Below are 25,740 nucleotides of genomic sequence, written 5' to 3'. Positions count from 1 at the left end.
TTAATTTTACTTTTACATCAACCAAATCAAAAAAATGAAAACTCTTCTTAAAATCTTTGCTTCAATAGTATTCTTTACTTTTCATCCATTTCTTTTTGCACAAAAATCGGGACAACTTAAAAAAGAAATCAACCAAATCATTCGTACCAATCATACATTTCCGTTCAATGGCGTGATTTTAATTTCTAAAAATGGCAAAACAATTTTTGAAGAAATTCATGGATTCAAAAATTTTGAAGAAAAGATTCCTTTAAAAAAGGGAAATCAATTTGAAATCATGTCCAATTCAAAAGTTTTTACTTCAGTTTTAATTTTAAAAGAAGTTGAAAAAGGACAGATTGACTTACAACAATCTATCAAAACCTATTTACCGGAAATTTCTCAAACATGGGCAGATTCTGTCACAGTACATCAATTATTAAATCATACACATGGTATTAAAGAGGTAACGCAACCTTTATTATTCAAACCCGGAACAGAGTTCAAATACGGCAATTATTCTAATTTACTTTTAGGAAAAATCCTCGAAAACGTTACGCAAAAAACATATAGAGAATTAGCGACGAACCTATTTGATGAAATCGGGCTGAACGAAACATTTTTATACACTCCAACAGAAAAACATCAGCTGGTGCAAGGTTATTTTTTCCGAAACAATTCGCTTCTTGCAAATCATCAAACGATGATTACTGAAGAAGAACTTCCTGCCGATGGAATAATTTCTACTGCAAGTGACTTAGCAAAATGGAACCATGTTTTGCATCACGGAAAACTCTTAAAACCTGAAACCTACAAATTATTGGTTACTCCCTCTGCTCAATCGCAACACAATGTTTTTGGTACAACTCCTCAAGGATACGCTTACAACATCCGTAATGTCGTTGAAAACCAGATCAATTATATTGGCCATACAGGTTTAGGAGATGGATTCTCATCGTTAAATATCTATTTTCCAAAAACAAAAATCAGTCTGATTGTTTTGCAAAACATTATGCCTGAAAATTCTGATGATTATTATTTCTATGAAAAGCAATTCAAAAATCTGATTTTGAATTGTGATTTAGTCAAATAAGTACCATTTTTATTCTTAAAAATAGTTCTCTTCAATGCTTTGATTAAGTAATTATAAAACAGTATTTTTGGTATTATCCTTGTAGAAAATTGTAATTTGATTACAATTAAAACGAAAAAAAACATAACCAATTGAAATTCAACTTTAAAAAAATATTCAACTATTTTTCCATCACTCTTTTCTCAATAATCTTATTATTGACAATTGCGATTTTCAGTTTACAATTCCCCGCTGTTCAAAATTTTGTCAAAAATAAATTGGTCAATTACCTCGAAAATAAAATTCATACAAAAGTCCAATTGGATAGAGTTTATATTGATTTTCCAAACAGCCTTGTCATAGAAAATCTCTTTCTGCAGGGCCAGGATGTTGACACTCTTTTGTATGTCAGGCAATTTGATGTCGGGTTAGATATTTGGCAATTAACAAAAAGTAAAGCCGATATTCAATCCATTGATTTAAATGGTGTAAATGCAAATATTGTTCGAAAGCCAAATGGCACTTTTAATTTTGATTATATTCTAAATGCTTTTGCTACAGACGAAAAAGACGAAAGTCCGTCAAAACCATTTATCATTTCACTCGACAAAATAAAACTGAAGGACATTCGCGTTTCATTTATAGATCAACAGTCGGCAAATCACCTCAACGTGTCTTTAAATTCTTTTGATACACGTGTAAAGAAGTTTGATTTAGAACAAAATTCATACGGAATTGGTGATTTAAAATTAGATGGATTAAAACTAAAATTGAAACAAGATTTTGTTAAAGAGGTTTCCAAAAAAGTCGAAGAAAAAGTCGATTCGCTAAATGAACAAAAACCAATGAAAATTGAGTTAAATGGAATTGCACTATCAAATTTTGACATCAATTATGGAGACGATAATTCCGGAATGTTTGCGAAAGTAAAATTTAAGGATTTTAAAACCCGCATCAAAAAAATTGATCTGCAAAAGAATTCTTATGGAGTTGATGATATTACATTAAATGGTTTATTACTTGATTTTAACCAAAAAACCGTTGAACAAATTAAAGAAAACCAAACGGATAAAACTGCCCCGGCATCTACTCAAAATCCACTACAACTCGCATTGAATAAAATTAATTTGAATGATATCAAAATTAATTACGGAGACGAAAACTCAAAAACATTTGCAAAAATCAATCTAAACGAATTTGAAACAAAAGTCAATAAACTCGATTTAGAAAATTCTATTTTTGATATTGATCATCTCCTATTGAAAGATGCCGCTATCGAAGCTAATTTATATCTTTTTTCAAAACAGTCGTCTTCACCACCGGCCTCCTCTTCTGCACCAATAAATTTGGTTTTAGCAAAAACTATTCTGCAAAATGTAAAAGTAAATTATAACAATACAGCCGAACGACCTACTTCGCAAGGGATGGATTTCAATCATTTGAATTTTTCAAAATTAAACCTTGATTTACGAGAGTTCAAACTCTACGATAATACATTTGCCGGAATTGTAAAAAGCGCTGAAGTAAAAGAATCAAAAGGGTTAAATATTCAGAAATTCACAACAAATTTCTTATACGCAGATCAGCAAGCCTATTTGAAAAATCTTTATTTACAAACACCAAGAACAGTGCTTCGAGATGAAATTATTCTTCATTACAACTCTATCAATCAGTTAACATCTAATCCTGAAAATATTTTGGTGAATGCCAACATCAAAAATTCGAAAATCGGATTTTCTGATATATTGAATCTTGTTCCAAGCTTGCGAAATACCATGCCTTTCGATAAATACCCAAATACTGTACTTAACGTCAATGCAGATGTGAAAGGAAGAGTAAACGATTTACTGATCAATAATTTAAACGTTTCCGGATTAGATGATTTACAAATTTCGGCTTCAGGGCGAGTGAAAAATGCAATGAATCCCAAACAATTGTTTTACGATTTAGACATCAAAAATTTCTCAACTTCATCGAAAACAATTTATAATGTCGTCCCTAAAAATACCATTCCAACAACGATTAGAATTCCTTCCAAATTAACCGTCAAAGGGAAAGCGAAAGGAACAACAGAAACCATCACAACACAACTCGCTTTCAATTCAACCTTAGGAAATGCAAAACTTGATGCAGTTGTCGATATGCGAAAAAAAGATGCTGAAAAATATAAGGTAAACGCTGATTTACAACATCTAGATGTAGGAACGTTGATAAGCAACAACGATTTAGGAAAAATCACAGCAAAAATCAACGCAATTGGAACCAGTTTTAATCCTGAAAAAATGGTTACAAAAGTGAACGGATCAATACGTTCAGCCGGCTACAACAACTATACTTATCAAAATATTGATCTTGATGCAAAAATCAATAATGGAACTTTTGATGCTCACCTATTTTCTAAAGATCCGAATGCTCAGCTTGATTTAGTGACTTCCGGTGTGTATAAAAAAGAATTATCGAATGTAAAATTAAACGGAAATATTGTAAAATTAGATATCCAAAAACTTGGTTTCTATCAAGAACCAATGATTGTTGCGGGAAAAATTGAGGCTGATTTTGCAGATTTAAATCCTGATTTTTTGAATGGATCATTGGTTCTAAAAAACTTTGCTCTATCTAATACAAAGGATGTTTTCCCAATGCAAGAAGTCCATTTAATTGCAACTTCCACAATCGATTCTAATCGTATTCAACTCCAATCACAGCTCGCTGATTTGGAAATGAAAGGAAAATTTAAATTGACACAGATTTTTGGCTCATTGACTTCAACAGTTAATCAGTATTATGAATTTCAAAAACCTGATGCTAATGTTCAAATAGATCCTCATCAATCATTCACCTTAACTGCAAAAATAAAAGATGATGATTTGATTCGCCGATTTGTTCCTGATTTAAAAAATTTCGAAACAATAACACTTGATGTAGCTTACGATACCGACTCAAAACAGCTCCATTTAGAAGGAAAAATTCCTGATTTAACATACGGCAGCAATACCATAAATGACGTTATTCTTCGGCTTTCAAATCAAAATGAAGCTTTGTTGTACTCTCTGAATATTGGGGCGTTAAAAAGCGAAAGTTTTCAACTGAAAAAAATTGATTTAAATGGAGATATTACAAACAATACAATCCGCTATACAGTTTCAACAAAAGATGAAAAAGAGGCAACACAATTCTTAGTTGCAGGAAACTTAAGAACCATAAACGAGGTAACGGAAATTAGCCTAAATCCGAATGGTTTAGTCTTAAATTATGATCAATGGAAAGTTGGTGAAGAAAATTTAATTCAATTAAGAAAAGATGGAATTGTAGCCCATAATTTCAGATTGATAAATAACGACAGTGAGATTTTGCTTCAATCAGAATCTGAAGAAGGAACAAGTCCGTTAAATATTTCAATCAAAGATTTTAAAATCGAAACCATTGCAGAAATTATCAAAAAAGATGATTTACCTGCAGAAGGGACGATCAACGGAACGGCTCAAATCAGAGATTTGAATAAAGACATGACGTTTAATTCTGATTTAACCATTTCTGACTTGAAAGCGTTTGGAAATCCCATTGGAAATATAACCGCGAAAGTTAAAAATACTTCTCCAACTGTTATAAATGCTGATATTTCATTGATTGGAAACAACAATAACCTGAAAATTTTCGGTGATTACAATACCAAAGAAAATGCTTTTGATTTAGCATTAGATATAAACCGTTTAGAAATGAATTCGGTTCAAGGTTTTTCCATGAACCAAATCAAAGATACAGAAGGATATTTATCCGGAAATCTAAACGTAACCGGAACTGCTGATCAACCAAGTATTTTAGGTCAAATAAAATTTAATGCTGTTGGTTTAACGATCGCTGAAACAGGAAGTAATTTCAGAAAAATAGATGATGCAATTGATTTCACACAGAAAGGAATTGAATTCAATCAATTTAAGATTAACGATAACGAAGGCAATTCTTTAACTTTAAGAGGTGAAATATTGACCAAAACTTATCGTGATTTTTCGTTTAATTTAACTGCAAATGCACGTGATTTTAACGTTGTCAATTCAGAAAAATCTAACGATGCGATGATGTATGGGAAATTAGCTGTTCACGCAAATTTAACCATTAAGGGAGATTTAAATCTGCCTAAAGTAAACGGAAATTTAACAGTTACGGATGACACAAACTTTACTTTTATTTTACCTCAATCTTCTCCTTCTTTACAAGAGCGTGAGGGAATTGTAGAATTTATCGATCAGGATCAGATTGCTCTTCAAGAGACTGTTAAAACAGATGAGATCAGTACCGATTCTAAAATAAAAGGTTTGGATGTCAGCGTCAATATCGAAATTAGTAAAGAAGCTAAAACTTCTATTATCATTGATAAAGCAAACGGAGATTTTGTCGAAATACAAGGAGAAGCAGAATTAACAGGGGGAATGGATCCTTCCGGAAAAATGACATTGGTTGGTGTCTATCAAGTAGAAAAAGGGGCTTATGAACTATCGGTTAGTTTACTGAAACGTCGTTTCGATATTCAGAAAGGAAGTACAATTACGTGGACAGGAGAGCCTACTGCTGCCAATCTTGATATTACAGCGATTTACAAAACAAAAGCTGCTCCGATTGATTTGATTGAGCAACAAATTTCGGGATATTCTTCTTCGGAAATGAATATGTATAAACAGCGAATTCCATTCAATACCGAACTGATTTTAAAAGGCGAATTATTGAAACCTGAAATTAAGTTCAATATCTCGATGGACAATGATAATCCTTCTATTGCTACAGCTGTTATTGAAAATACGCAAGCAAAATTAGATCAATTGAAAAATGATGAAGCAGAAATGAACAAACAGGTTTTTGCCTTGTTGTTATTGAATCGTTTTATTGGTGAAAATCCTTTCGAAAGCCAATCTAGTATCTCAGCAGAAACGATGGCTTTACAAAGTGTAAGTAATTTATTATCACAACAATTGAATAATTTGGCAGATGATTTAATTCAGGGGGTTGACATTGATTTTGGATTAGACACACAAGATGATTATTCTTCAGGTTCTAAAAATACCCGAACAGATTTGAATGTTGCAGTAAGTAAACGTTTGTTAAATGATCGATTGAAAGTTTCGGTGGGAAGTAATTTTGGTCTTGATGGGGATGCTCGTCAAAATGAAAACATGACCAATATCGCAGGAGATATTACAGTAGATTACAGTTTATCCCGGGACGGGCGTTATATGTTAAGGGCCTACCGAAAAGATGAATATCAAGTTGCCTTGCAGGGACAAATTGTAGAAACAGGAGTTGGTTTTATCATCACATTAGATTATGATAAATTCAAGGAAATTTTCGAGAAAAGAAGAAAAAATAAAACGAATAGAAAAACACAAAAAGCCGCATCTAAACCATGAAAAAATCAATTTCAATCTATCTAAAACTTGTTGCTCTTTCGCTGTCAGTTATTGGCATTTCTTCTTGTAGCAATACACGTTTTCTGAAAGAAGATCAAATGCTTTATACCGGTTCTAAATTAATCATAAAAGGAGATTCTTTGAGTAAACGTGATCAGGCTGAATTAAAAGAGAATCTTGAAAAAAATATTATTCCAAAACCTAATTCCAGTTTTTTTGGACTGCGCCCTCGTTTATACATTTACAATATTACAAGTGAGCCTAAAAAACAAAAAGGCTTAAAATACTGGTTAAAGTATAAAGTTGGTCAGAAACCAATTTTACTAGGTGATGTAGACATTGAATTTAATAAAAAAATTCTCGTTAATTATGCTGAAAACAAAGGATATTTTAATGCGAAAGCACAAGGTGATACGTTAAGCAAAAATAAGAAAGCGGAAGTGCATTATGTTCTGCAACCGCAAAAACGCTACTATATCGATCAAATAAATTTTCCGAAAGACACTTCTTTGATTGTCAACAAAGAAATCAAAAAAACGGAACCAAATACGTTTCTTAAAAACAAACAGCCTTTTGATTTGGATGTCATAAAAGCAGAACGCGAACGAATAGATGCCCGATTAAAGGAAAAAGGATTTTATTATTTCCATCCGGATAATATTATTGTGCAGGCAGATAGTACTGTCAGCAAAAATCAGCATGTCGAACTATTTGTTAAATTAAAAGATAAAACACCCGAACAAGCTAAACAGCAATATACCATAGATAAAGTTATTGTTTTCCCTGATTATACTATTCAAGAGGCTAGAAACGGATTATACAAAATGCCTATGCCGAATGATTCTCTAGGAAAATACGAACAAAATGGCTTTTATATGGTGGATTCGAAAAAGAATTTCAAACCAAAAGTTTTTGACCGTGCCTTGTACTTTCAAACAGGAGATTTATACAATCGTGCAGATCATAATCTAACCCTAAATCGATTAATTAATTTAGGCGTTTTTAAATTTGTAAAAAATGATTTTATCATTTCAGATTCGATCAACAATAAATTTGATGTTTATTACACCTTGACTCCACGTGAATTTCAATCTTTACGATTAGAAGTTTTAGGACGTACAAACTCGGCTAATTACGGCGGTGGAGAATTAAACTTAAATTGGACTCACCGCAATATTTTCAAAGGAGCAGAGCAATTGAAGATGGCTTTATATGGCGCTTTTGATATGCAATTAGGAGGGCAGAAAGATGCAAACAATATTTTCAGAGCCGGTTTCAATTCTCAACTTTCTATTCCGAGGATTGTAGCACCCTTTAAATTTCGGTCATCCAGTGCATTTGTACCAAGAACCAATATTGATATTGGTTACGAATATCAAAGCCGATCAAAATTGTATACACTGCATAATTTCAACACTGCATTTGGATACGTTTGGAAAGAAAACGCGCAAAAAGAACATAATTTAAAAATATTTAGTGCGACTTTATTGTTTCCGGAAAAAGTAAGCGATGAATACAACAGTAAAATTTACGACTCGATTGGGAATATTATCAATCCGAGTTTAAAACGTGTTGTAGACAAACAATTGATTTTTGGCCCACAATATTCGTATACATATACGACGACGATGCTACCTAAAAAAAGTACATTCTATTACCGTGGTTCAGTCGATTTGGCAGGTAATTTAACAGGACTTATCACAGGTGCGAATGTAAAAAAGGGGAAAGAAAAAGAAATTTTTAAAATTCCTTTTAGTCAATATGCAAAAACAGAGCATGACTTCCGTTTCTATCATAAGCTTTCGGACAAATCCTCTATTGCAACACGATTCATCGGGGGAATCGCCTATCCTTATGGAAACGCTGAATTTGTACCTTATTCGAAACAGTTTTTTGTTGGTGGAAGCAACAGTATTCGTGCCTTTAGAGCACGTACACTAGGTCCCGGAAGCTACGATCCCCGTACTCAAAATTCGAATTTCTTTTTTGATCAGTCCGGTGACATCAAATTGGAACTGAATGCAGAATTTAGACAAAAATTATTTAGTTTTCTTAACCTGGCTTTGTTTGTTGATGCAGGAAATATATGGTTAATCAATGAAGATGAAACACGTCCCGGCTCAAAATTTTCAAAAGATTTCATGGATGAAATAGCTGTTGGAGCAGGATTAGGTTTACGTCTTGATTTTAATATTTTAGTATTACGATTAGATTTAGCAACTCCGCTTCGAATTCCTTATTATGAAAAAAATGAACGTTGGACATTTGATAAGATCGATTTTGGGGATAAAAATTGGAGAAAAGATAACCTGATTTTAAATATTGCAATTGGGTATCCATTTTAAAAAAAGAGAGCGTCAGTTGACGCTCTCTTTCTTATTTATATCTCATTAAAACTTACTTCAAATCAAAACGATCTGCGTTCATCACTTTATTCCAAGCGGCAACAAAATCATTGATAAATTTATCTTGCGCATCTTCTTGTGCATAAACCTCAGCGATTGATCTCAACTCTGAATTTGAACCGAAAACCAAATCTGCACGTGTCCCTGTCCATCTTGGTGTCCCTGTTTTACGATCGGAACCTAAATAAATTTCTTTTGTTTCATCTTTCGCTTTCCATTGTGTTCCCATATCCAATAAATTTACAAAGAAATCATTTGTCAATTGACCCGGACGATCTGTGAAAACACCATGCTTAGAACCATCGTAATTGATATTAATTGCTCGTAAACCTCCAATCAAAACGGTTAATTCCGGAGCTGTTAATGTTAATAACTGTGCTTTATCAATCAATAATTCTTCTGTAGAAACGCCTTGGCGCTTCGCTTTACGGTAATTACGGAAACCATCTGCAATAGGCTCTAACCAGGCAATTGACTCGACATCTGTTTGTTCTTGCGTAGCATCTCCGCGACCGGGAGCAAAAGAAACTATAATCTCTTTACCTGCATCTTGTGCCGCTTTCTCGATCGCTGCATTTCCTCCTAAGACAATTAAATCCGCCAGAGAAACCTGTTTTGAAGAGTTCGCTGCATTAAATGAAGCTTGAATACCTTCTAACGCTTTTAAAACTTTATTTAATTGAATTGGATTATTGACATCCCAATTTTTCATTGGTTCTAATCGAATTCTTGCACCATTTGCTCCTCCACGCTTATCAGATCCTCTAAATGTAGAAGCTGAAGCCCACGCTGTACCGACTAACTCAGAAACAGATAAACCTAAATCTAAAATTTGACGTTTTAAATTTTGAATATCATTTTCATCAATTAAATCATGAGTCACTTCCGGAATCGGATCTTGCCAAGTGAAAATTTCTTTTGGCACATCGGCTCCCAGATAACGAGAATGAGGCCCCATATCACGATGAGTTAATTTGAACCAAGCTTTACGGAAAGCATCTTCAAATTCTTCCGGATGCTCTAAGAAACGACGACCTATCTTTTCATAAGCCGGATCAACGCGTAACGCAATATCTGAAGTTAGCATCGTTGGTCGTAACTTTTTAGACGCATCGTGAGCATGAGGAATAATTTCTCCCACATCTTTTGCAACCCATTGATGAGCTCCGGCAGGCGATTTTGTCAATTCCCATTCGAAACCAAATAAATAGCTTAGGAATAAATTTGACCATTCTGTTGGTTTACTTGTCCAGGTTACTTCAAGACCGGAACCTATTGTATCTCCTGCATTTCCTGTCCCGTACGAGTTTTTCCAACCCAAACCTTGCATTTCTAAATCTGCTTCTTCAGGAACCGGGCCAACATGATCTGCAGAAGCAGCTCCGTGCGTTTTTCCGAATGTATGACCACCCGCAATCAACGCTAATGTTTCCTCATCGTCCATCGCCATACGTGCAAACGTATCACGAATATCTTTTGCCGATGCTAAAGGATCAGGATTCCCATCCGGCCCTTCCGGGTTGACATAAATTAATCCCATTTGTACGGCAGCCAATGGATTTTCTAAATCTCTATCTCCAGAATAGCGACTATTCGCGCCACCACTTTCTTCTAACCAAATTTTTTCAGAACCCCAGTACACATCAATATTTGGTTCCCAAACATCCGCACGTCCACCGGCAAAACCAAGTGTTTTGAATCCCATTGATTCTAACGCAACGTTTCCTGTTAAAATGATTAAATCGGCCCAAGAGATCTTATTTCCATATTTTTGTTTAATTGGCCAAATTAAACGACGCGCTTTATCCAACGACACATTATCCGGCCAAGAATTTAGCGGTGCAAAACGCTGTTGTCCTTCCCCTGCTCCACCGCGACCATCTTGTACACGATAAGTTCCTGCACTATGCCATGCCATACGGATAAAAAATGGACCATAATGACCAAAATCGGCTGGCCACCACTCTTGAGAATCTGTCATCAATGTTTTAAGGTCAGCTTTGATTGCTTCTAAATCTAACGTTTTAAATTCTTCTGCATAATCAAAATCTTCTCCCAAAGGATTTGATTTATTAGAATGTTGACGTAAAATATTAACATTTAATTGATTTGGCCACCAATCTTTATTTTGAGTACCAAAACCGGCAACCGGTGTAGTTGCCACTTTACCATTGTGAAATGGGCATTTTGAGATGTCTCCTTCTTGATTTTCCATTGATTAATATTTTGATGTTTAACTATTTTATTTTGTAAATATCATAAATATAACAATTTGTGTTATCAATTAAAAATCAAATTGTTTTATCAAATAATAGATATATCTTATATGATATAAAAATTAAATAGTTATTGATTATACATATTAGAAAAAGATCTTAAAAAAACAGAATGGAGAAAAAGCAGAATAAAGCCAACAATTTTTTAGCCATCATGTCTCATCATAAGGTTAAACCTTATTCGTTGTTGAACTGCTTATACCATTCGAACACTCAGCAAATAAACATAACAATCCTAATCATTAGAATTCAAAAAAAAATACCCAATGATAGTAAACTATCATTGGGTTATTAAATATTTAATTTGTTTAAATTAAAACAGTTGTAAGATAATAATGCATTTAGAACAGTACCAAATACTACTGCATTACCAGAACTTAAAATACGTTATAATTATTACTACTAAAGCAGAAATAAAAGATAAGACCCTTATTGTTATCTCATACTTTTTGTAAGAAGTGATATAAAATAAATATTTTTTATCATTTGATATAATCTCAAATTCTTTGGTTTCAGCTTTTTTTGATATATAAGTTCCTTTTTTTATAACATATTCATTTTTATAATCTTCAATAAGAACTGGAAAATTACCACAATTAGTTTCCATTTGAGTGTAAAAACCTTTACCTATAGTAAATTTTACTTCGGAGGTATTTTCAATTTTACATTTTTTTATTTCTACTTTATAAAAATAATCTAATCGATTATTAATATCATGAAAAACATTTCCAATAATTAATTGAGACCCTAATAAAACTAATAATGATATTAGGAAAAATAAATATTTAATCATTTGATTTTATAAAACCTGTTTTTTTTATTTCTTCTATCAATTTATCAGGATTAGAAACTCTGAAAATTATTTTTGAATCATATTTAGGGTTTTTATGAAGAATTTTAATTCCTTTTTCAAAAAAATCGTTAGATGGAATTATATCTATAATATCTTTTTTTAAAAGGATTATTTTTAAAAAAAACAAATAATTTATTATTAACTTGTCTTCATAAATATTTATTTGAGCAAGTAAACTTGACATTCTAATAGAGCCTATTATAAGACCTCCTGATTTTGTATAAAGATTATTCATAGATTTTTTAATGCAAATTAAAGGATTTATCCATGTACTACCATAAGTAGCAATAAGTCCTAGTGCCATAATAGATAGTCCTGTTCCTACACTAGAACTATAAGCATGTGTATATTTTTTAAATCCATCAATTGAGTTAGAGTAACCTACACCTATGGATGCACCAACATCAAGAGACACCCCTAGTGACCATCTATCACCTCTAAACGTATCGAATGATAATTTTTTTACCAATCGTGAATAAAAGTATTGAGTTATGTTTGCTGTAATACTTATAGAAGGTATAATAGCACCAGTTCCTCCGTCAAGATACATTTTCATTCCGGAATCCTGACCTCTTAAGAGAGCTATATATCCAGTTGACCCTTCAAATCCCATAACAGCCCCTCCTTCTGCACCTATACCTATAGACACTGCATCAGGACCATACATATGGCGAGCTTGTCCAGTAGTAATAGCATCATATGTTAATTTTGCAGCTCTTGGCATAGCTGCACGAGCTAATTCTTCTACTAAAGTAGGTTTGTATGGATCCAATTTTTTTAATAGGTTATACCTATTTAGTTCATGAGCTGCATGATTCAGTCCGCTAACAATTAGTCCAGTAGCTGCCCCTTGCCAAAAATTTCCTCCTGTTAATTCAGCAGAAATACCACCAGAAACCGTACCAAATAAAATGGTTCTAAAAGCTCCATCTTTTAAACCAGCGATATTACCTGCACCTTGTATAGCCCCGGAAACCGCACTGGAAATCATAGCACTAATAAAAGTCTGCCCAAAGTTCGCCCCTCCAGAAACTCCTTGTATGACTCCTTGAGAAACACCATGCATAACCATTTGAGCCGCTCCTACTATATATCCAATTTGATTAGCTGTTAATGTAGCTGTAACTTGACATATCCCATTGAATAATGCTGTAGCAATTTCTCCAACTCCAAAAGAGACGGCTCCACTTACAGCGCCTATAAAAATACCTTTTGCAAAATCTCGAAAATCAAAAGTACCAGACATAATTGCCTGAATCGTATAAGTTAGAGCTCCAATTGCAGCTCCTATACCTACAGCTAACCCAAACCCTATTTGAAATACCTCTCCTGAAGGATCTGTATATAGAAGTGGGTTATTCCATGCATATCCATAACGGTTATAATTTTGAGAGTTTTCAGGATCCTGAATAAAATTATCAGGGCTTAAGAATTGTTTTAACATAGGATCGTAAATACGACCATTCATGTGAATAATGCCTACTTCTGTAAAATGTTCGTGTCCTGTATAACCACGATCTAAGAATACTAGTTTAGCATTTTCTCCTTCTGTTACGTTTCCATTAACGTCTTGCACTTTTACGATATTTCCCCAAGGATCAAATAATCTTCTCTCGATGACATTGGCATTTTCATCATAAATTGCCATAATAGAGCCTTGAAAATCACGTGCTAAATAATGAAATCCTTCTTTTGATCTACTTATACTACTATTTAGATTCGTCTCAGTAACATAGAAAAATGGCGTATCGTATGGAGAAGAGATATAGTTGATAATTTTGGCATTTCCATTTTGATCGACAGTAATTTCAATGGTACCATCTTGCGAATAATATTTTTCTGTTGTTTTATTTGCTAATACATCTTGTTTCAAGGCATAGAATCTTCCTCCGTTTATGCTATATTGAAAGTCTACGTTTCCTCTTCCTTCTTCAGAAATCGTCAGTGGACGTTTGAACGCATCGTAGGTAATGTCTTGCTGTTTTCTTCTCGATTAATAATCGCTACCTGGAGTATTTAACTGAATTGATTCTTTTTTATATTTTGCCGTAGCATTATACGCATATTTTCCAACCTGATTGTTAACATCAATACGTCCGTCTGTAAGATAAGTATTATAATTTTGTCCGTTTGGTGAAGACCAACTTACTAAACGATCAAAATTATCGTAGGTAAACTTTTCTTCCCATCCAAAATGTAAATCATACCTTCTTTTTAATAATCCCCGACTAACTTGACCATCAAAATAATACTCATAGTCTACACTATACAACCAATTGTTTCCTTTTTTATTGCGGATATTCGTAATATTCCCATAAATGTCATAGGTATTTTCTACCGATATCAGTTCTCCTAAAGTTGCATTTAAAGTTTGTCCTCTTTCATTCTTTGCGTTCGCTTTCCAAACAACTTTTCCAACTCCTTTTGAGATATCCAATAATTGGTTCAACTCTCCGTTGTATGGATTGTATTGATGATTTAGAATTACTGTTTGTACTCTTTTGTTTAAGCTATTTTTCCATACATATGATTCATAATTCTACCGAATTCATCGTAAACGAATTGTTTTCCGAAAACAAATTGAGGAGTTACTTCGTTTCTGTTAGCAATTCTATAAAAATTATCATAAGTAATATCATTGGAGAACGAGTTGTTTTCGTTTGTTCCATATTCCTTAATGAGTAACCCTTTTTTAGCGGCATCATACGTATATTTTACCGAAATATTGGATTTACCTGTTGTGTTTTTTTCTGTTATTTTACCAAAGTTATCGTACTTATAAGTTGTAGTACCTTCCGGCATTTTTTCTTCCTTCATCTCATCATAAACAGTGTACGAATAAGCATAAGCCGTAGAACTTACAGAAGGATCGAGCAATGATGTACGTCTTCCCCATACATCATAGTTCGTTGTGATGACATGAGAACCATAAGTTGTTGTTTTAACTCCTCCATGAGGATAGTAGGTATAATTAATAACTTCAGTGCCGTTGTCCACTAATTGAGCAGTATTACCTACAGCATCTTTCGTTATCTTCTTCGAACGAGTACCTTCAACGGTTGTTGCTAATCCTTCATAAGTATTTGTTGCGACTAAACCTGTATGATTCGTAACCTTGATAGGACGTAATAAATAATCATATTCATAAGTTGTATATTGAGAAGGAGAACTAAAATAAGGTTGACTTTCTCTTAATTTTCTTCCTAAGAAATCATATTCAGTAGAAGTAGAAACATATTGACCATCAGAAAATCCTTTGATTGTATTTTTGATATTATTACCTACTGCATCAAAATACTGAGCTTTATAATCTTTTGTCTGATCACTAAAAGAAATGATACTCCATCCGTTAGTATCTCGAGCGTATTGATACTGTGTAACAACAGGTGTTGTACTAGAATTTGTAAGTGTAACGTTTAATAATTTACCCCAATTGTCATAAACAGTAGAAGTTACAGCACCAAATTTATCTGTTTCTTTGATAACCTGTCCTAACAGATTGTACTCCAAATTTGTTTCATATCCTTCGAGATCTTTCTTCTTAACAACAAATCGACCATTGGTATCGTAAATGTTTTCAATTTTTCTTGCAGCTACACTTTCTGTCGTTGACACGGATAGTTGTTTACCATTATCTGTAATAGTTAAAACATTTCCAAAAGTATCATACGTATAATCAATAATTTGACTCCCACTATTTTGAACTGTAGTCTTCGTTTTTGAAATATTATTATTCGTATAAGTATATTCTTTTTGTGAAGTGTATGAACCTCCATAAGCGTCAACTTTCGAAACTTCTTTCTTTAAACGACCAATAATATAAGGGTTAGAAGAAGGTAAATTTTCTACTGTATTGGTTGTAGTCGTTTTAAAGGTTTGACCATTAGCTGTTTTTGTCTCAGTAGTAGTGGCTATATTATAATACGAATCATATGTATTTGTTGTAGCTGTTGTAACTCCGGAAACTATATCCTTGTCAATTTTTGATTGAGGCAATAGTATGTATCTTTTATCAGGAAGAATATTATACTGATAACTAGTAGTCAAATAATTTAATTCATTTAAAACTTTGAAATCAGAAAAAATACTACCTCTACTTCTTATTTCTGCATAAACAGATTTTGTTTCTGTTTCAACATTTCTTTTACTATAATCAAACTTAGAAACACTCCATATAGCTTGCTTAGGATCATTATCAACTCTGCCTTTTTTTATTATCCAACTGCTTTGAGACACTTCTCCGAATCCTAGAATTCCTAAACCATTAAAATTTGCAATTAAATCTGAATATCTAAATAGTTTATATTTTGTTTGACCAGAAGAATATACTGATTGCTCATCAACAATGTACATTCTCGGCATTTTTGGAATTACATAATATGGGTAAGTAAGTTTTTTTTCAATTCTATATGAAAAATTATTTCCTCTTTCTAGTCCTAGTTCAGTATAATTTATATAATTTATAATTGTACCGTTAGATTCTTTTACAGAAGATAACCTACCCTCTATCTGCTGATTCTTGCTATAATTACCTTTCCATATACCATTTTCTTTCAACACTATAAAATTATCTCCATAAGTTCCAAATCCATTATTATTTGTTACTATGACTTTAAAAGGTTCTTTTTTATTTGATGTAAAAAGACTTATACTTGAAACCTCTTGTTCTCCAAAAATTACTTTTCCTGTCGAATCTGATCCTAAATTTGGCCTAAAAAATGATATTCCATGGTTCATACTTCCAGAAGATTCTCCTCCGTTATGAACAAAATTTAGAAAATCATCTTTTCCGGAGACTTTGATTTAAAAGATGAGACCGTAATATTTACATACCTCTTAATTTGATTACCGGATAAATCATAGTCAAAATTTAATGGATCATTCGAATATACTTTATCAATATACGCATGAAACTTTGATTGATTTGTTGCAATAACCTGAAATCCGGGCTCAAAACTAATCGATAAATCATCATAAATAACCTGATTTGCATCTTGATTGGTATTAATTGTCTTTTGGGCAAATGTAATTGAACAAATTCCCATAAAAAGAAAGGAGAAAAATCTCATATGATTTATTTCGTTAAAGCTTGAACTTGTTTTTCTAATCCCTCAATCTTCTTATTCTGCTGAATCATTTTTTCATTTTGCTCAATTAAATGAAGAGTTAGCTCTTCTATTTTCTCAAGAAGTTTAGCGTTTAATTCTCCTTGTTCTATACCTCCATCCTCAACAATTTGTTTTGCAGAAGGAATATTTGGTAAATGTTTATTGGTTGTGATAAAAGTTTTAACTTCATTTAAAGGCATTAAATTGTAATCATTATTAAAAACATGATCAGCCCATTGGTTCGCAGAAGCAACTTCTACTTTTAGACGTTCTGTTTTTATTCCATCTTTTACAAATAATCTATATCCTGAAAGGTCGTACATATCTGTACCCATAGTTATTTTTCCTGTATTGTATACGCTCATTATATCAGAGTTATTATCTGCATTAAATAAATAGCGTTGAACACCATCCGTTCCGGGCATAGAATTATTTGATACGTTAGATCCATAATTAAAAATAAAATTCTTTCCATTCAAAACTCTCATAATCGCATCACCACCTTTTGCTTTAGTTGAAAACCACTGATCACCTTCTGCAATAGCAAGTTGCAAAAAACCTAAAGAATTTCTCATTTCAAATAAAACATGCTTATTAGTTGTATATCCAATTTGTAAAGCTGCTTGAGACCATGTATTATCAAAATTTCTATCTCCTAAAGAAACTTGACCATAATGTTTCAATGTTGTATTATAATTTGTAGAGTTTGCTCTAGTATTAATATATTGAGAATAACAAGTAATACTCAATAAAGTAAGAAGTGTAAAGTAAATTTTTCCATAATTTATTTGTTTTTTAATTTAAGAAAAGTTGTTTCAAAATACTTATATGATATTGCTGAAATTAAAATAGTTATAGTAAAAACTGAAAAGTAAAAAAGAAGAATAAATAGAACTGGATCTAAATAAGTCAAACGCAAAAATAAAAATCCTACAATTTGAAACACTATTGCATGATACATATAAATACCATAGGATATTTTACCTAGATATTTTAACCAATCATTATTTAAAATTTTATACGGTTGTAATGATAATACATAAATAGAACTTGAAAAAATAATTGTACAAACACTATGATACAATAAATCATTTAAGTTATTTATAAAAATATTTGTTGTTAATGAAGTAATAAATAGAACCAAAATAATACTCTTTAAGACGGCATTTAATTTATATGCTTTATATAAAGAGATGTACGAAAAAAATCCCCCTGCAGAAAAATAAAAAAATAACATTTTGTATTTTCTAAGTATATCTAAAAACGGAATATGATAAATGATAAAATAAACAACAGTAAAAATGAATAGAAATTTTAATATATTCTTTTTATTGATAATGAGAAATATAGGAGCTATCAGCAAGTAAAATTGCTCTTCTATAGCAATAGACCATAGAATTTCTAAAATTCCACCAGGTTTGTATGTTGCCAAAATGTTTGCAAAAAAAGTAAGACCAAGGGATAAACCTTGGATAAGATTATAATTATTATCATTTGAATAACCAAATAATTCAATAACATAGTTATAGTAGATAAAACCAAAAATAAGAATCAAATAATATAGAGGAAATATCCTTAGAATTCGTTTTTTATAAAATCTTTTTAGATCGATTGTATCAGTACTTGTTTTTTCTTGAATCAGATTTCTAATAATAAGAAAACCACTTAAAGTAAAAAATACATATACAGCTTCTGTTCCTTTAAAAAAAACCGCTAAATCATTATAATAAGGAAAACCTCTGTTTTTACAAAATTCTGCTATATGAAACAGTATAACCAACGAGGCTAAAAAGAATCGTAGTTGTGTTAAGTTTGGTAATGTTTTCATGATTAGTCTTGCACAAATCTAAAAATTATGTTAATATAACAGACACCTTTTTACAGTGACTTTTATCACACACGAATAATCACTAAGCTATGATAGAAATAGCTAGAAAGTTTTATGTTTACCAGACTAAGAAATAAAACAGTAAATAAAATTGTACTTAAAAAACCTCAGATCAAAATCGGCTTTGATCTGAGGTTATATGTCAATTAAGATAAACTCTTAAACGCTAACATTAGCGTCCATATTGGTCATAATTATCCGTCGCATATTTTTCGAAACGCTTTAACAAAGCAATATTTTGTTTTTCTATTGGAGACAATTCTTTCTCAACATTTGTATATAACGGTACATACCAATCTACATAATCAAAAAACTGACGTGCCCCTCTATTCGCAAATGTATAACCATGACGCGCATAAATTGTGTTGCGAATAATCTCCAAATCTAATTTATGTAAATTCTTCAGTTGTTTTTCGGTTAATTGTTGCGCCGAACCATTTAATTGATAGATTTCATTCGATGCAGCACGATTGACATAAATAAAGTACTCTTCGCCATCCATTTCTTCTTCATACTTTTCCTTTTTAGAGTTTACCCAATCTACATTATCATATTCATCTGTATATTCTCCGTTTTCACCATATTTTGGTTGAACCAATTTATTTTTAGGATCGTACTTAAACGTTGTTTTCTTTAAACTAAACTTTCGGGAAAGCACAGGTAAATCTTTGCGTTTCGAAACCCATGTTCCATAAATAGAATCATCATTTTCGGAGATATTAAATTTAAACGTTCCGTCGTATTTATGATCACCGGGTTCGTTTGCCATCACATAACGTGAAGCTCCTTCTTTCACTAAATCTCCTTTAAAAGGCCTGATATTCCCAGCCGAAACACTATAACCTTCCAGGGTATTATCATCATTTATTTTCTGAATCACCACAGTTATTCTATTTCGCAAAGACCAATTATCCCCTTTTTCATAATCAACAGAATCCGCTTCAAATAGACCTGACCAAAGCCCAACATCTTCTTGTGTTGGTTCGATATGAAAAGTCGAAATCGTATCATTAACATGATCATTTTTAACCGTCTCTTTTTTATCATCTTTACAACTTACAATACTAAAAAGTGTGCAAATAATTAGGGTTAATTTTTTCATAGTTTTATGTGTTTTGTATGATAAATATAATATTCTATCAGGATTAAATTCGGAACAAACCCTAACCAAGCAATAATTTGGTAAACATCCATTGGTGCAGGATGAAATAAATAAACCAAAATCACTTTCCATGCTCTTAACGTAAGGGCCGAAATTGCTAAGGCATAGCTACGAAGCATAAAATTTCGATGCGATCGAATATCTTTTTGTTTGATTTTGACTACTGCTATTACCGTAAAAAACCACCAAAGAATTCCTAAAATTACAAAAGCAGTTTTCGCAATAACTTCTCCATTCGCATAAAATCCAATGTAAATTCCACTCGGAGCTGCTAGAAATACTGTGATATAAAAATAAAATTGACCAAATAATCTATGTAGTTTTCGGATTTTTTGATTGGTTATTTTCACGAATTGCACGACACCAAAAAGTAGCGTAAATATCGCCGAATAAACATGAATATAAAATATGGTTAAATAACTCGGAATGGTTGTAACCTCATCTTGTTTGATGGCTAAAAACGAAACCTCTGACGATATCGGAATATAACGCAACGTAATTTGAAGCATTAATCCGAATAAATAAAGCCAAATGAAAAATAAACAAATTTTCCACCAAGAAATATCTTTTATAGAACGTGTAAGTTTCAGAATATTTTCGTTTTAGAACTTAAAAATAACACTTTTTATTGATGATTCGCAATCACTATTTATTATAAAAAAATTGTATTTTGGTTTCAAATTTATAAAAAATGAAACATTCTTTACCTTTTTTACTTTTTCTTATTTTTTCATCATTTTCATTTTCTCAAAAAAAACAATACTTTGATTTTGAATGGAATAAAACTCAAAAAAAACATGCAAGTTATTACCGAACAATAACAGAAACAAAAAATAATCTTTATGAAATAAAAGATTATTATATAGAAAACGACCAATTACAATTCATAGGATATTCAAAAACAAATATAGAACCCTTTGAATATGAAGGAAAATCTATTTGGTATAGCTCAAATGGGAGATTAATACAAGAGATTAATTTCAAAAACAATTTAATAGAAGGTAATTATATTGAATATTATTCTAATGGAAATATTAAATATAAAGCTAATTATAAAAATAATTTGAAAAACGGAGATTATAGAGCTTATTTTCCTAATAATGAAATTTCTCAATCTGCTACATTTTTAAACGATAAATTTGAAGGAGATGCTGTTTCGTACTATGCAAAAAATTTGATTGAATTACAAAACCAATATTCTAACGGAATTATCAATGGTAGTTATCTTTTCAACAATTATTATGGAAATCCCATATACAAAGGTGTTGCAAGAAATGGTTTCCAAAACGGAAATTGCTTTGAATATTTTAATGAAAGTAATAAATTATTAAATAAAACTGATAATCTAAAAAAAGATTATAATAAAATTGATGGTATTTATCATGGTAATTATAAGCAATATAACAACAATAATGATTTAATAATTGACTTCAATTTTGATAATGACATTCTAAAAAGTGGAATTATTTCAGAGGTATATCTTGATTTTAAAATAAATATTCAATTAGTTAATGATATTGAAAACTGGAATTTTATAATAAATAATAAAACTCTTGCTAAAGCATTTTATAAAAATGATCAGCCATTTGGCGATTGGATTATATATGATAATGATGGTAATAAAATAATTGAAACAATAAAAAATAGTGACTTAATAACTGACACAACAACCTATATCAGAGAAGTTATACCATTTTATAAAGAATCTAATCTTAGAGAAAGATATAATATAAATAATCCTACTAAGAATACGCAAACTATTATCGAAAAATTAATTCAATATGATTACATATATCCTGCTCGATTTGCAACTGCAAGATACGTCCCTATCTCTGAATACTCTGGGATAAATAATGATGATTTTATAAAAGACAACAACTGTAGATACTCAGCAGAAGATAAGTCCACTATGTTTTGTAATAAAAATATTAATCCATTCAAATTTTACATTTACTTCAAGAATGAAACTTCAAATTCTAGTTTTTATAATGAAAAACCAAACGATATGGAAATTTACTATTTATATGATTTTAACTCAAATGAAGGAAACTTCAAATTATCTAAGTCTACAAAAGAAGGATTAGAATATGGAACTATAAATAAGGAATTTATTGTTAACTCTATAATCTCTAATTATATTAACTATTATAGCATCAAAAATTTAGATTTCAAGAACGTTTTAGACCAACTTGAAAATGAAATAAGAAAGAAATAATTAATTCTATTCTATCATAAAAAAGCCAAACATTACTGCTTGGCTTTCTCCTCTTCTAACGATTTTTGGTACTCACCAAATTCATCATCCGATTCATCCAACTCTTCTTTGCGGTATTTTCCAACTTCTACCTCAAAAGTGTCAGACGGACCGGTTATTTTGATTGGAATTCCAATAATTCCGAATGGCGGTAAACCAAGTCGCATTCCAAGATTCATATAACCGTCCAATGTAACTTGTCCCTCTATTCGAGGGCGGAAACCTGCAATTTTAAACTTCGTCCGATGAATGGTCATCACATTGTTTTCAATCTTTGTTTTAATCGTCACTTTCTTCACATTTGCATCATGCAGTGCATCAGTTGACGTTTTTTCTGCAACAGCATTAAAAACCTTAAAACCTAAAAACTTAATCTCTTCTAAAGTAAAATCACCTTCTCCTTTTATGGTCTTCATCTTCGGAAACATATCTGCTCCCAAATCACCTTGTAGATGATAATCCATCGAAACTTTTCCATGTGCTTTTTCCGCAGCACTTACCAATTCTCTAAATAGCGTAATTTCATGGTATGCGCGCTGAATATCAAAATTATTAGCTTTGACATTGAAATTAAACTTCGCCTTCTTTGCATTTACCGGAATATAATTTCCATTCATGGTAAATTGAGAACCAATTAAATTAAACGTCGTATTTTGCAGTGCCAAATTTCCTTGGTTCAAAGCTAAATCTCCATTGAAATTCTGAAGTACAATATCTTTGAATAAAACTTCATGTGCTTGTCCTTTTATCAATAATTCAACATTTTTCGGCAACAACACAACACCTTCTTCCGCAGAAACAGAATTAGAAGCTGTAGTTCCTGTATTAAATGCCATAAAATCATCAATATTGACACGATTAGTTGTAAAATTTATATTCCCTTTTAAAGTTTCGTTCTCCTTTAAAGCATAGTTAATATAATTCGAAACATTTCCGTCAAACACAAAAACATTTCGTTTATAGCGGGCTTTAACATCTTTGAAAGTTAAATGACTTCCTTCAAATCTAAAGTCACCTTCTTTTACGACAAATTTGCTTGGAAAGAATTTTGTATTGATCTTAATGTTCTGAATCTTCACATATCCTTTGTTCTCCAAACTTTCTAAAGGGGCTCCATTGGTTCCTTTTACTCCAAAATTAGTTTCTATAATTCCGGCAACATCCAATCCTTCAACCGGAAATAATTTGTACAAATTCGCTAAGTTCAATTCTCCTTTCGAATGTACACGATAATCTAAATTATTTAGATTTTTAAGATTCGCATTGACTTTAAATGGTTTTCCTGCCAAAGTAAAAGATATTGGCAATACATCTATTGATAAATCATTAAACGATCCTCTACCCGATTTAATATGTGTTTCAACCGTCATGTTCTCTAAAGGTAAATTTGGATATTCCTTCAATTTGAGGTAACCATTCTTCAATTTTACAATTGTATTCGAAACAGGTACTCTCTTACGTTTTGGTTCATACGTTCCGTTTGCTTTCATTTTTACATACAAATCGCCGCGCATATCAACATTCTTCACAGGATAAATTTTGTAAATATCCTCCAGATGAATTTTTGCTCCAAAATCAGCATCAATCGGGAAATTATTTAAGTTTTTCAACTCAAGCCGTCCAATCATAAAGTTATCCATCGCTTTTGCATCAATTTGATGAACTAGAACAGACGTATTTTTATAATTTCCATCCTTGTTTTGCATGGTCATATTCAAATTAATATGTTCTAATGCTGCCGGCATTTCACGCATCTTGAAATATCCTTTTTCTAAATTTGCTTTTAGGTAAAATGTCGGAATTTTCTGCATCGGATTTTTAGCCGTTTGAACAATAGAGCCTTTCCAATTTCCTTCAAGATTCAAAATTCCTTTTGCATCAATCCTTTGAAAACCTGTCGCATTTTTTAAAGCTTCCAAATCAACTGTTGACTCAATTACTCCTTCAGAAAATAGAGTTCTCCCTGCCCAATACGTAAAGTTTGTTTTTGTAGTTCCCTCCAAAAGTTTAAAATCAAGATTTTCGACCTTTACGCGCATTTTTTCAGGATCCAATCCCTGTAGGTCAATGGTAGAAACAAGATTTATATTTTTTATCGGAGAGGACGATTTCTTATAATTTAGCCAACCATCATCAACCTTTACATCAATATGAATATCCGGATTTTGATTTGTCTCCACATTCATGATGCCTTTCATCGTAAAAAGGATTTTCGACGAACCTTTCATCTCCACATCTTTTGCCCATTCTTGATAAGCTTCCGGAATAATTGCCGGAATATATTTTAAATCATTCTTATCCGAAGCTATCGTTAAATCAAAAACTTTGTTTTCGTCCGGCATCAATAAAGAACCTCTCAACGAAAAAGGAAATTGCCCTAATTCCAAGTTATTTTCCGTAAAATAAAATGATAAATTTTTCAGATCTATTTTTGAATTGATCTTACCTTTCAATGGCAAATTCTTAACATATTTTTGCACATCAAAACTAAAGTTTACATTTTTGATAGACGTACTCGCATTCAATGTCAACTGATTATTCGAATAATCAATCAATCCATCGTAATCAAATTCATCAAGCTTTAAAAACGTGGTCGAAGATTTATCATCGTACAAGAAATTAGAATCGGATATTTTGAAATTATTCAATGCCAACCCTACATTTGACTCTTGTTGATCTGCCTCATCAGAAGGAACAACTATATCAAAATTCGTTTTCCCTAAACTATCTACTTTCAGCTTGATGTCCGCGTGCTGAATAAATAATTCATTAAAAATAATTTTATCACTAAACAATGTTTTAACATCTACTCCAAGCGCAATTTCTTTTGCCGAAATCAAATTTTCTGTTTGATATGGCACTGAACCTTTAATTGATGAATCTGTTAAAGTAACTGTCAATTTAGGAAAGTGATTGAAAAAAGAAATGTCCAAATCTTTAAAATCAACTTCCGTTTTGATATAATTTTTCGCGACTTCTTTTATCCCATCATTAATTTGCTCCTTAAAAAAATAAGGAGAGACATATAAAGCTAAGGCAACTCCACCCAAGGTTATTCCGGTTATTTTCATAACTTTCAATAGTTTGGAAAGAATCGTTTTCTTCTTTTTCATAATTTAAAATCGGTTGAACAAAGTAACTGAGAATAGGTTTTAATAGAAAATAATCCAACATTTATTTTACCAAAAATTTGTCCTATTTATTTCTATTTTTTGCATAAAAAAAGCCAAACAATACTGTTTGGCTTCTTGTGACCTGGCTGGGGCTCGAACCCAGGACCCCAACATTAAAAGTGTTGTGCTCTACCAACTGAGCTACCAGGTCTCCGTTTTGGAGTGTTATTG

General features: G+C 31.7%; 15 protein-coding genes and 1 tRNA gene. 4 read left to right on the top strand and 12 right to left on the bottom strand.

The genetic code is table 11. From position 1 onward, the window contains the following. Positions 1–34: 34 nt before the first annotated feature. From H277_RS0108665 to tamL, 3 genes are all read left to right on the top strand, one after another. Positions 35–1,072: a serine hydrolase domain-containing protein gene (locus H277_RS0108665; RefSeq protein WP_019975191.1), complete on the top strand. Its 1,038-nt coding sequence runs from the start codon at positions 35–37 to the stop codon at positions 1,070–1,072. Positions 1,073–1,224: 152 nt separating this feature from the next. Further along, entirely contained in the window at positions 1,225–6,450 is a 5,226-nt protein-coding gene (locus tag H277_RS0108660) for a translocation/assembly module TamB domain-containing protein (protein WP_477181428.1), read from the top strand. Further along, positions 6,447–8,795, top strand: a complete 2,349-nt coding sequence (tamL, locus tag H277_RS0108655) for a translocation and assembly module lipoprotein TamL (protein WP_019975189.1) — start codon at positions 6,447–6,449, stop codon at positions 8,793–8,795. The genes H277_RS0108660 and tamL overlap by 4 nt, the downstream gene beginning before the upstream one ends. 52 nt (positions 8,796–8,847) lie before the next feature. Here the strand turns inward: tamL and katG are convergent, their stop codons facing one another. The 10 genes from katG to H277_RS0108605 form a co-directional block, all read right to left on the bottom strand. Continuing rightward, positions 8,848–11,070: a catalase/peroxidase HPI gene (gene katG / locus H277_RS0108650; RefSeq protein WP_019975188.1), complete on the bottom strand. Its 2,223-nt coding sequence runs from the start codon at positions 11,068–11,070 to the stop codon at positions 8,848–8,850. A gap of 428 nt (positions 11,071–11,498) precedes the next feature. Beyond that, a complete protein-coding gene (locus H277_RS0108645; RefSeq protein WP_019975187.1) occupies positions 11,499–11,924 on the bottom strand; it encodes a hypothetical protein in 426 nt (141 codons plus the stop codon). Further along, a complete protein-coding gene (locus tag H277_RS19715) occupies positions 11,917–13,857 on the bottom strand; it encodes an RHS repeat-associated core domain-containing protein (protein ID WP_051094538.1) in 1,941 nt (646 codons plus the stop codon). The genes H277_RS0108645 and H277_RS19715 overlap by 8 nt, the downstream gene beginning before the upstream one ends. A gap of 120 nt (positions 13,858–13,977) precedes the next feature. After that, positions 13,978–14,433 carry a hypothetical protein gene (locus H277_RS0108635; protein ID WP_026357497.1) on the bottom strand — a complete coding sequence of 152 codons (456 nt, stop codon included), beginning with the start codon at positions 14,431–14,433 and terminating at the stop codon, positions 13,978–13,980. Between the two features lie 56 nt (positions 14,434–14,489). After that, positions 14,490–16,721, bottom strand: coding sequence for an RHS repeat domain-containing protein (locus H277_RS0108630; protein ID WP_026357496.1), 2,232 nt, complete (start codon positions 16,719–16,721; stop codon positions 14,490–14,492). Between the two features lie 35 nt (positions 16,722–16,756). After that, entirely contained in the window at positions 16,757–17,053 is a 297-nt protein-coding gene (locus H277_RS0108625) for a hypothetical protein (RefSeq protein ID WP_146810525.1), read from the bottom strand. A gap of 5 nt (positions 17,054–17,058) precedes the next feature. Continuing rightward, positions 17,059–17,841, bottom strand: coding sequence for a hypothetical protein (locus tag H277_RS19710; protein ID WP_019975185.1), 783 nt, complete (start codon positions 17,839–17,841; stop codon positions 17,059–17,061). Between the two features lie 35 nt (positions 17,842–17,876). Next, a complete protein-coding gene (locus tag H277_RS0108615; protein WP_019975184.1) occupies positions 17,877–18,920 on the bottom strand; it encodes an acyltransferase family protein in 1,044 nt (347 codons plus the stop codon). 232 nt (positions 18,921–19,152) lie between these two features. Beyond that, on the bottom strand, positions 19,153–20,082 hold the full coding sequence (locus H277_RS0108610; RefSeq protein ID WP_019975183.1) for a YARHG domain-containing protein: 930 nt from the start codon (positions 20,080–20,082) through the stop codon (positions 19,153–19,155). Next, on the bottom strand, positions 20,079–20,651 hold the full coding sequence (locus H277_RS0108605; RefSeq protein ID WP_019975182.1) for a DUF2306 domain-containing protein: 573 nt from the start codon (positions 20,649–20,651) through the stop codon (positions 20,079–20,081). The genes H277_RS0108610 and H277_RS0108605 overlap by 4 nt, the downstream gene beginning before the upstream one ends. A 182-nt stretch (positions 20,652–20,833) precedes the next feature. Between H277_RS0108605 and H277_RS0108600 the strand changes: the two genes are divergently transcribed. Beyond that, positions 20,834–22,357, top strand: coding sequence for a toxin-antitoxin system YwqK family antitoxin (locus tag H277_RS0108600; protein WP_019975181.1), 1,524 nt, complete (start codon positions 20,834–20,836; stop codon positions 22,355–22,357). 32 nt (positions 22,358–22,389) lie between these two features. Here the strand turns inward: H277_RS0108600 and H277_RS18845 are convergent, their stop codons facing one another. Together H277_RS18845 and H277_RS0108590 are read right to left on the bottom strand one after the other, a co-directional pair. Next, positions 22,390–25,509 (bottom strand): AsmA family protein, encoded by a 3,120-nt coding sequence (locus tag H277_RS18845; RefSeq protein ID WP_019975180.1) that lies wholly within the window; start codon positions 25,507–25,509, stop codon positions 22,390–22,392. A gap of 138 nt (positions 25,510–25,647) precedes the next feature. Next, positions 25,648–25,720 (bottom strand) — tRNA-Lys (locus H277_RS0108590). Positions 25,721–25,740 lie beyond the last annotated feature (20 nt).

It is taken from the genome of Empedobacter brevis NBRC 14943 = ATCC 43319, assembly GCF_000382425.1.
Lineage (GTDB): Bacteria > Bacteroidota > Bacteroidia > Flavobacteriales > Weeksellaceae > Empedobacter > Empedobacter brevis.
The sequence above is the reverse complement of the archived record's forward strand: the minus strand, read 5'-3'. Positions and strand labels throughout refer to the sequence as shown.

Excerpts from the sequence above, each read along its gene's own strand:
- H277_RS0108665 (WP_019975191.1), top strand. The coding sequence starts at position 35 with ATGAAAACTCTTCTTAAAATCTTTGCTTCAATAGTATTCTTTACTTTT.
- tamL (WP_019975189.1), top strand. The coding sequence starts at position 6,447 with ATGAAAAAATCAATTTCAATCTATCTAAAACTTGTTGCTCTTTCGCTG.
- katG (WP_019975188.1), bottom strand. The coding sequence starts at position 11,070 with ATGGAAAATCAAGAAGGAGACATCTCAAAATGCCCATTTCACAATGGT.
- H277_RS0108645 (WP_019975187.1), bottom strand. The coding sequence starts at position 11,924 with ATGATTAAATATTTATTTTTCCTAATATCATTATTAGTTTTATTAGGG.
- H277_RS0108630 (WP_026357496.1), bottom strand. The coding sequence starts at position 16,721 with ATGAACCATGGAATATCATTTTTTAGGCCAAATTTAGGATCAGATTCG.
- H277_RS0108625 (WP_146810525.1), bottom strand. The coding sequence starts at position 17,053 with ATGAGATTTTTCTCCTTTCTTTTTATGGGAATTTGTTCAATTACATTT.
- H277_RS0108615 (WP_019975184.1), bottom strand. The coding sequence starts at position 18,920 with ATGAAAACATTACCAAACTTAACACAACTACGATTCTTTTTAGCCTCG.
- H277_RS0108610 (WP_019975183.1), bottom strand. The coding sequence starts at position 20,082 with ATGAAAAAATTAACCCTAATTATTTGCACACTTTTTAGTATTGTAAGT.
- H277_RS0108605 (WP_019975182.1), bottom strand. The coding sequence starts at position 20,651 with ATGCTTCAAATTACGTTGCGTTATATTCCGATATCGTCAGAGGTTTCG.
- H277_RS0108600 (WP_019975181.1), top strand. The coding sequence starts at position 20,834 with ATGAAACATTCTTTACCTTTTTTACTTTTTCTTATTTTTTCATCATTT.
- H277_RS18845 (WP_019975180.1), bottom strand. The coding sequence starts at position 25,509 with ATGAAAAAGAAGAAAACGATTCTTTCCAAACTATTGAAAGTTATGAAA.